Origin of the sequence: Streptomyces katrae (assembly GCF_000966975.1) — a bacterium.
Classification (GTDB): Bacteria; Actinomycetota; Actinomycetes; order Streptomycetales; family Streptomycetaceae; genus Streptomyces; species Streptomyces katrae.
This window is the reverse complement of record NZ_JZWV01001107.1, coordinates 1-6,591: the sequence shown is the minus strand read 5'-3', so window position 1 is coordinate 6,591 and position 6,591 is coordinate 1. Positions and strand designations below refer to the sequence as shown.

At 68.5% G+C, this 6,591-nt stretch carries 6 protein-coding genes; all 6 read right to left on the bottom strand.

The window, feature by feature from the left end; all coding sequences use genetic code 11:
• Positions 1-107: 107 nt before the first annotated feature.
• The 6 genes from pssA to VR44_RS33090 all read right to left on the bottom strand — a co-directional run bounded on the left by pssA (position 108) and on the right by VR44_RS33090 (position 6,544).
• Positions 108-968, bottom strand: a complete 861-nt coding sequence (gene pssA, locus VR44_RS33115; protein WP_245692688.1) for a CDP-diacylglycerol--serine O-phosphatidyltransferase — start codon at positions 966-968, stop codon at positions 108-110.
• Positions 955-1,611 carry a phosphatidylserine decarboxylase gene (locus VR44_RS33110; RefSeq protein WP_045951332.1) on the bottom strand — a complete coding sequence of 219 codons (657 nt, stop codon included), beginning with the start codon at positions 1,609-1,611 and terminating at the stop codon, positions 955-957. Before VR44_RS33110 ends, pssA begins: the two co-directional genes overlap by 14 nt.
• A 186-nt stretch (positions 1,612-1,797) precedes the next feature.
• Positions 1,798-3,003 (bottom strand): acyl-CoA dehydrogenase family protein, encoded by a 1,206-nt coding sequence (locus VR44_RS33105; RefSeq protein ID WP_045951331.1) that lies wholly within the window; start codon positions 3,001-3,003, stop codon positions 1,798-1,800.
• A 2-nt stretch (positions 3,004-3,005) separates the two neighbouring features.
• Positions 3,006-3,518: a MaoC family dehydratase gene (locus VR44_RS33100; protein ID WP_042811289.1), complete on the bottom strand. Its 513-nt coding sequence runs from the start codon at positions 3,516-3,518 to the stop codon at positions 3,006-3,008.
• 3 nt (positions 3,519-3,521) lie between these two features.
• Positions 3,522-4,496 (bottom strand): HpcH/HpaI aldolase/citrate lyase family protein, encoded by a 975-nt coding sequence (locus VR44_RS33095; RefSeq protein WP_045951330.1) that lies wholly within the window; start codon positions 4,494-4,496, stop codon positions 3,522-3,524.
• Positions 4,493-6,544, bottom strand: a complete 2,052-nt coding sequence (locus VR44_RS33090; protein ID WP_045951329.1) for a protein meaA — start codon at positions 6,542-6,544, stop codon at positions 4,493-4,495. The genes VR44_RS33095 and VR44_RS33090 overlap by 4 nt, the downstream gene beginning before the upstream one ends.
• Positions 6,545-6,591 lie beyond the last annotated feature (47 nt).

The following is a 6,591-nucleotide window of genomic DNA, read 5'->3' as shown; positions in this document are numbered from 1 at the left end:
GGGAGACGGCTCCGCGCAGCGGCGCACCCCCCGGCCCCGCCCCGCCGGGGAACGGCGAAGGCCCCGGGGGCCAGTGGCACCCCGGGGCCTTCGGAAGCTGCGGCAGCCTAGGGAAGCTGCGCCGCGCGGGCCTCGCGCCGGTTGTGGCGGAACGTGTTCGCCCGCCGCGTGGTCGCGAACAGCGGGATCGTCGCCGCCAGAGCGATCTGCAGCGCGCACCCCGTCTGGAGGAGCAGCTGGCCGCCCGGCGCGTCGAACGCCCAGGCCGCCAGGAGACCCATGGCCCCCACGATCCAGCTCAGCATCGCCGCCGCGAGGACCCCCCGCGGCTTCGGGTACTCGACCCGGCTCACCATCAGCCAGGCCACGCCCACGATCGCCAGCAGGGTCGGCACGAACGGCAGCTCCAGCAGCACGATCGAGACGACCGTCAGCGCGCCGAAGGGGCTCGGCATGCCCTGGAACATGCCGTCCTTCATCGTCACGCAGCTGAATCTCGCCAGGCGCAGGACCACGGCCAGCAGGACCACGATCGCCGCCAGCGCCGACACCTTCTGGTGCGCGTCGTCGGCGACCATCCCGTAGACCAGCACGAAGTACGCCGGCGCGAGGCCGAAGCTGATCAGGTCGGACAGGTTGTCCAGCTCGGCGCCCATCGGGGAGCTGCGCAGCTTGCGGGCCACGATGCCGTCGAAGAGGTCGAAGACCGCCGCGAGGAGCATCAGTATCACCGCGGTCGCCGCGCTGTGCCGGGCCATGCCGGACTCGCCGCTGCCGGTCAGGTGCGGGATGAGGATCCCGGTGGTGGTGAAGTACACCGCCATGAATCCGCAGGTCGCGTTGCCCAGGGTGAGCGTGTCCGCTATCGACAGTCGCAGCGAGAGCGGCATGTCGTCCTCGGCGGACTCCTCCGGGGCGGACTCGGGCACCCAGCCGGTGGCAGGAGTCTCGGGGTCAGTCACGGTCAATTCGGGTCACCCCCGCGGTGGTGGCCTGACCGACCTCGACCGCGACCTCGACGCCCTCCGGGAGGTAGATGTCGACGCGGGAACCGAAGCGGATCAGACCGATGCGTTCGCCCTGCTCCACCTTGGTGCCGGCCGGCAGATACGGGACGATGCGACGGGCGACGGCGCCGGCGATCTGCACCATCTCGATGTCGCCGAGCTCGGTGTCGAAGTGCCAGACGACGCGCTCGTTGTTCTCGCTCTCCTTGTTGAACGCCGGGACGAACCCGCCGGGGATGTGCTCCACGGACGTCACCGTGCCCGCCAGGGGCGCGCGGTTGACGTGGACGTTCAGCGGGCTCATGAAGATCGCGACGCGGGTGCGCCCGTCCTTCCACGGCATGATGCTCTGCACCACACCGTCGGCGGGCGAGATCACGCGGCCCTGTGCGATCTCGCGCTCGGGGTCGCGGAAGAACCACAGCATGCCCGCCGCGAGCGCGGTGGTGGGCACGGCCACGGCGGCCCAGCGGCCGGACTTGCGGGCCCGGGTCAGGCTGAGGGCCGCGGTGGCAACGGTCGGCAGAAGCCACGGCGATGCTCCGCGCGCGAGGCGTACGCCGAGTCGGCTGTCGCGAGGTGCAGAGGTTTGGCTGTGGGGCATGGATGACCTTCGTAGCGGGTGATTGCCGCGCCGCAAACGGGGGGACGGGACGGCGGCTTTACTGGAATGCTATCGGTTGCGCGCAACAACTGGGCAAGCCAGAAGCCGAGTCGATGGCCCCCAGCCAGTGACTGGCAGTGATCACCCCACGGAAAACCGTGGGATGAATCACTGCAAAAGGGACTTTCAGCCCTGGACTCGGTACTCCTCGAGCAGGCGGCGCCCGATGATCATTTTCTGGATCTCGGCGGTACCTTCACCGATCAGAAGCATCGGGGCCTCCCGGTAGAGGCGCTCGATCTCGTACTCCTTCGAGAATCCGTAGCCGCCGTGGATGCGGAAGGCATCTTCGACGACCTCCTTGCAATATTCGGACGCGAGGTACTTCGCCATCCCGGCTTCCAGGTCGTTTCGTTCCCCGGAGTCCTTTTTGCGTGCTGCGTTCACCATCATGGCATGGGCCGCTTCGACCTTGGTAGCCATCTCGGCCAGCTTGAACTGGATGGCCTGGTGCTGGGCGATCGCCTTGCCGAAAGTGTGACGTTGCTGGGCATACGAGACACCCAGCTCGAACGCACGCTGCGCGACGCCGCAGCCACGGGCCGCCACGTTGACGCGGCCGACCTCGACCCCGTCCATCATTTGGTAAAACCCTCGGCCGGTCTGGCCACCGAGGACCCGATTGGCCGGAATGCGCAGTCCGTCCATGATCAGCTCGGTGGTGTCGACCCCCTTGTAGCCCATCTTGTCGATCTTGCCCGGGATGGTCAGGCCCGGACGGACCTCCCCGAAGCCCGGCTCCTTCTCGACGAGGAACGTGGTCATCGACTTGTGCGGGGCCGTGCCCTCGGGGTGTCCTTCGTCACTCCGGCACAGGACCGCGACCAGCGTCGAGGTGCCACCGTTCGTCAGCCACATCTTCTGGCCGTTCAGGACGTACTCGTCGCCGTCCTTGACCGCCTTGGACGTGATGGCCGACACATCGGAGCCCAGCCCCGGCTCGGACATCGAGAACGCGCCGCGCACCTCGCCCAGCGCCATGCGCGGGAGGAAGTGCTCCTTCTGCTCCTGCGTGCCGTGCTGCTTGAGCATGTACGCCACGATGAAGTGGGTGTTGATGATGCCCGAGACGGACATCCAGCCGCGCGCTATCTCCTCGACGCACAGCGCGTAGGTGAGCAGCGACTCACCCAGGCCGCCGTACTCCTCGGGGATCATCAGGCCGAACAGGCCGAGCTCCTTGAGCCCGTCGACGATCTGCTGCGGGTACTCGTCGCGGTGCTCCAGCTCGGTCGCGACCGGGATGATCTCCTTGTCGACGAACTCCCGGACGGTCTTCAGGATCTCCTGCTGGACGTCCGTGAGCCCGGCGGTCTGGGCGAGTCGTGCCATGGCTACTTCCCCTGTTCCTTCAGCTCGGGCCGGCCGGGCTGCTCGCCGCCGCGCGCCTTGATGTACGTCTCGGTCGGGACCATCACCTTGCGCCGGAAGACGCAGACGAGGGTGCCGTCCTGCTTGTAGCCCTTGGTCTCCACGTACACGATCCCGCGGTCGTCCTTCGACTTCGACGGGGTCTTGTCGAGGACGGTGGTCTCGCCGTAGATCGTGTCGCCGTGGAAGGTCGGCGCCACGTGCCGCAGGGACTCGATCTCCAGGTTGGCGATGGCCTTCCCGGAGACGTCCGGCACGGACATGCCCAGCAGCAGGGAGTAGATGTAGTTGCCCACGACGACGTTCTTGCCGAAGTCGGTCGTGTTCTCCGCGTAATTGCTGTCCATGTGGAGCGGGTGGTGGTTCATGGTCAGCAGACAGAAGAGGTGGTCGTCGTACTCCGTGACCGTCTTGCCGGGCCAGTGCTTGTAGACCGCGCCGACCTCGAACTCCTCGTACGTGCGTCCGAACTGCATGGCCTAGGCCTCCGGGATCTCGAACTTGGTGGTGCGCTGCATACCGGCGGCCCGGCCCTTGCCGGCGATGACCAGGGCCATCTTGCGGCTGGCCTCGTCGATCATCTCGTCGCCCAGCATCGCGGAGCCCTTCTTGCCGCCCGCCTCGGAGGTGCACCAGTCGTAGGCGTCGAGGATCAGCTCGGCGTGGTCGTAGTCCTCCTGGGAGGGGGAGAAGACCTCGTTGGCCGCCTCGACCTGGCCGGGGTGCAGCACCCACTTGCCGTCGAAGCCCAGGGCGGCGGCGCGGCCGGCCACCTCGCGGTAGGCGTCCACGTCGCGGATCTGGAGGAAGGGGCCGTCGATCGCCTGGAGGTTGTGCGTCCGGGCCGCCATCAGGATCCGCATCAGGATGTAGTGGTAGGCGTCCGCCGGGTAGCCGGGCGGCTGCATGCCCACGACCAGGGACTTCATGTTGATCGAGGCCATGAAGTCGGCGGGGCCGAAGATGATGGTCTCCAGCCGCGGCGAGGCGGCGGCGATCTCGTCGACGTTGACCAGGCCCTTGGCGTTCTCGATCTGCGCCTCGATGCCGATCTTGCCGACCTCGAAGCCCATGGTCTTCTCGATCTGGGTCAGCAGGAGGTCGAGCGCCACGACCTGCTGGGCGTCCTGGACCTTCGGCAGCATGATGCAGTCGAGGTTCTGCCCGGCGCCCTCGACGACCGTGATGACGTCGCGGTACGTCCAGTGGGTGGTCCAGTCGTTGACGCGGACCACGCGGGTCTTGCCGGTCCAGTCGCCGTTGTTCAGCGCGTCCACGATGGTGTGGCGGGCGCCTTCCTTGGCGAGCGGGGCGCAGGCGTCCTCCAGGTCCAGGAACACCTGGTCGGCCGGCAGGCCCTGGGCCTTCTCCAGGAACCGGGGGTTCGAGCCCGGCACCGCGAGGCAGGAACGGCGCGGGCGCAGCCGGTTCACGGGGGACGTGGGCGTGGTCATGCGGAGACCTCCAGGGGGTCGAGCTTGTTCGCTTTCCGGATCTCGTCGACGATACGGCCGATGATCTCCGTGATACCGAAGTCCTTGGGTGTGAAGACGGCGGCGACTCCGGCCGCCTTGAGGGTGAGGGCGTCGGCGTTCGGAATGATGCCCCCGACGATGACGGGGATGTCGCCCGCCCCCGCCGTGCGCAGCCGTTCCAGGACGTCCGGGACGAGCGCGCTGTGCGAACCGGACAGGATGGACAGTCCCACGCAGTGCACGTCCTCGGCCAGCGCCGCCGTGGAGATCTCCTCGGGCGTCAGCCGGATGCCCTGGTAGACCACCTCGAAGCCGGCGTCGCGGGCCCGGACGGCGATCTGCTCGGCGCCGTTGGAGTGACCGTCCAGGCCGGGCTTGCCGACCAGCAGGCGCAGCCGGCCCGCGCCCAGCTCGTCCGCCGTACGGGCGACCTTCTCACGGACCTGGGCCAGCGGGGTGCCCTCCTCGGCGGCGACCGCCACCGGGGCCGAGGAGACCCCGGTCGGGGCGCGGAACTCGCCGAACACCTCGCGCAGGGCGCTCGCCCACTCACCGGTGGTGACACCGGCCCGGGCGCACTCCAGGGTGGCCTCCATGAGGTTCTCCGTGCCGGCGGCGGCCTCCTTCAGCCGGTCCAGGGTCTGGCCGACGGTCGGGAAGACGTACGGGTCGCCGCCGCCCTGCCGGTCCGAGGCCTCCTGGCGCTCGGCGCGCCACCGCCGGATCCGCTCGACGGTGAACTCCTCGACCGCCGGGTCCACCGTCATGATCGCGCCGTCGAGGTCGGCGGTGAGCGGGTTCTCCTCGGACTGCTGGTAGCAGTTCACGCCGACGATCTTGTCCTCGCCGGACTCGATCCGGGCGCGCCGCTCGGCGTGCGAGGAGACCAGCTGGGACTTCAGGTACCCGGACTCGACGGCGGCCATCGCGCCGCCCATCTCCTGGATCCGGTCGATCTCGGCCAGGCAGTCGGCGACCAGGGAGTCGACCTTGGCCTCGATGACGTGGGAGCCGGCGAAGATGTCCTCGTACTCCAGCAGGTCGCTCTCGTGGGCGAGGACCTGCTGGATGCGCAGCGACCACTGCTGGTCCCAGGGCCGGGGCAGGCCCAGCGCCTCGTTCCAGGCGGGCAGCTGCACGGCGCGGGCGCGGGCGTCCTTGGAGAGGGTCACGGCCAGCATCTCCAGGACGATGCGCTGGACGTTGTTCTCCGGCTGCGCCTCGGTCAGGCCCAGGGAGTTGACCTGGACGCCGTAGCGGAAGCGGCGCTGCTTGGCGTCCTCGATGCCGTACCGCTCGCGGGTGACCTGGTCCCAGATGCGGCCGAAGGCGCGCATCTTGCACATCTCCTCGATGAAGCGGACGCCCGCGTTCACGAAGAAGGAGATACGGGCGACCACCTCGCCGAAGCGCTCCTCGGGCACCTGTCCCGAGTCGCGCACCGAGTCCAGGACGGCGATCGCGGTGGACATCGCGTACGAGATCTCCTGGACCGGAGTGGCCCCCGCCTCCTGCAGGTGGTAGCTGCAGATGTTGATCGGGTTCCACTTCGGGATGTGGTTGACCGTGTACGCGATCATGTCCGTCGTCAGGCGGAGGGACGGCCCCGGCGGGAAGACGTGCGTCCCGCGCGAGAGGTACTCCTTGACGATGTCGTTCTGGGTGGTGCCCTGGAGCTTGGAGATGTCCGCGCCCTGCTCCTCGGCGGCCACCTGGTAGAGCGCCAGCAGCCACATGGCGGTGGCGTTGATCGTCATCGAGGTGTTCATCTGCTCCAGGGGTATGTCCTGGAACAGCCGCCGCATGTCGCCCAGATGGGAGACCGGGACGCCGACCCGGCCGACCTCGCCGCGGGCGAGGACGTGGTCCGGGTCGTAGCCGGTCTGCGTCGGCAGGTCGAAGGCCACCGACAGGCCGGTCTGCCCCTTGGCGAGGTTGCGGCGGTACAGCTCGTTGGACGCCTCGGCCGTGGAGTGGCCGGCGTACGTCCGCATGAGCCACGGACGGTCCTTCTGGCGCTCTGTCATCTCAGGCGATCCTTATGGCCTTTGAGCGGACTCAGACGTTGCGGAAG

What these genes read in the sequence shown, in the direction of transcription:
- VR44_RS33105 (WP_045951331.1), bottom strand. Translation starts at nt 3,003, where the DNA reads ATGGCACGACTCGCCCAGACCGCCGGGCTCACGGACGTCCAGCAGGAG.
- VR44_RS33095 (WP_045951330.1), bottom strand. Translation starts at nt 4,496, where the DNA reads ATGACCACGCCCACGTCCCCCGTGAACCGGCTGCGCCCGCGCCGTTCC.
- VR44_RS33090 (WP_045951329.1), bottom strand. Translation starts at nt 6,544, where the DNA reads ATGACAGAGCGCCAGAAGGACCGTCCGTGGCTCATGCGGACGTACGCC.
- VR44_RS33100 (WP_042811289.1), bottom strand. Translation starts at nt 3,518, where the DNA reads ATGCAGTTCGGACGCACGTACGAGGAGTTCGAGGTCGGCGCGGTCTAC.
- VR44_RS33110 (WP_045951332.1), bottom strand. Translation starts at nt 1,611, where the DNA reads ATGCCCCACAGCCAAACCTCTGCACCTCGCGACAGCCGACTCGGCGTA.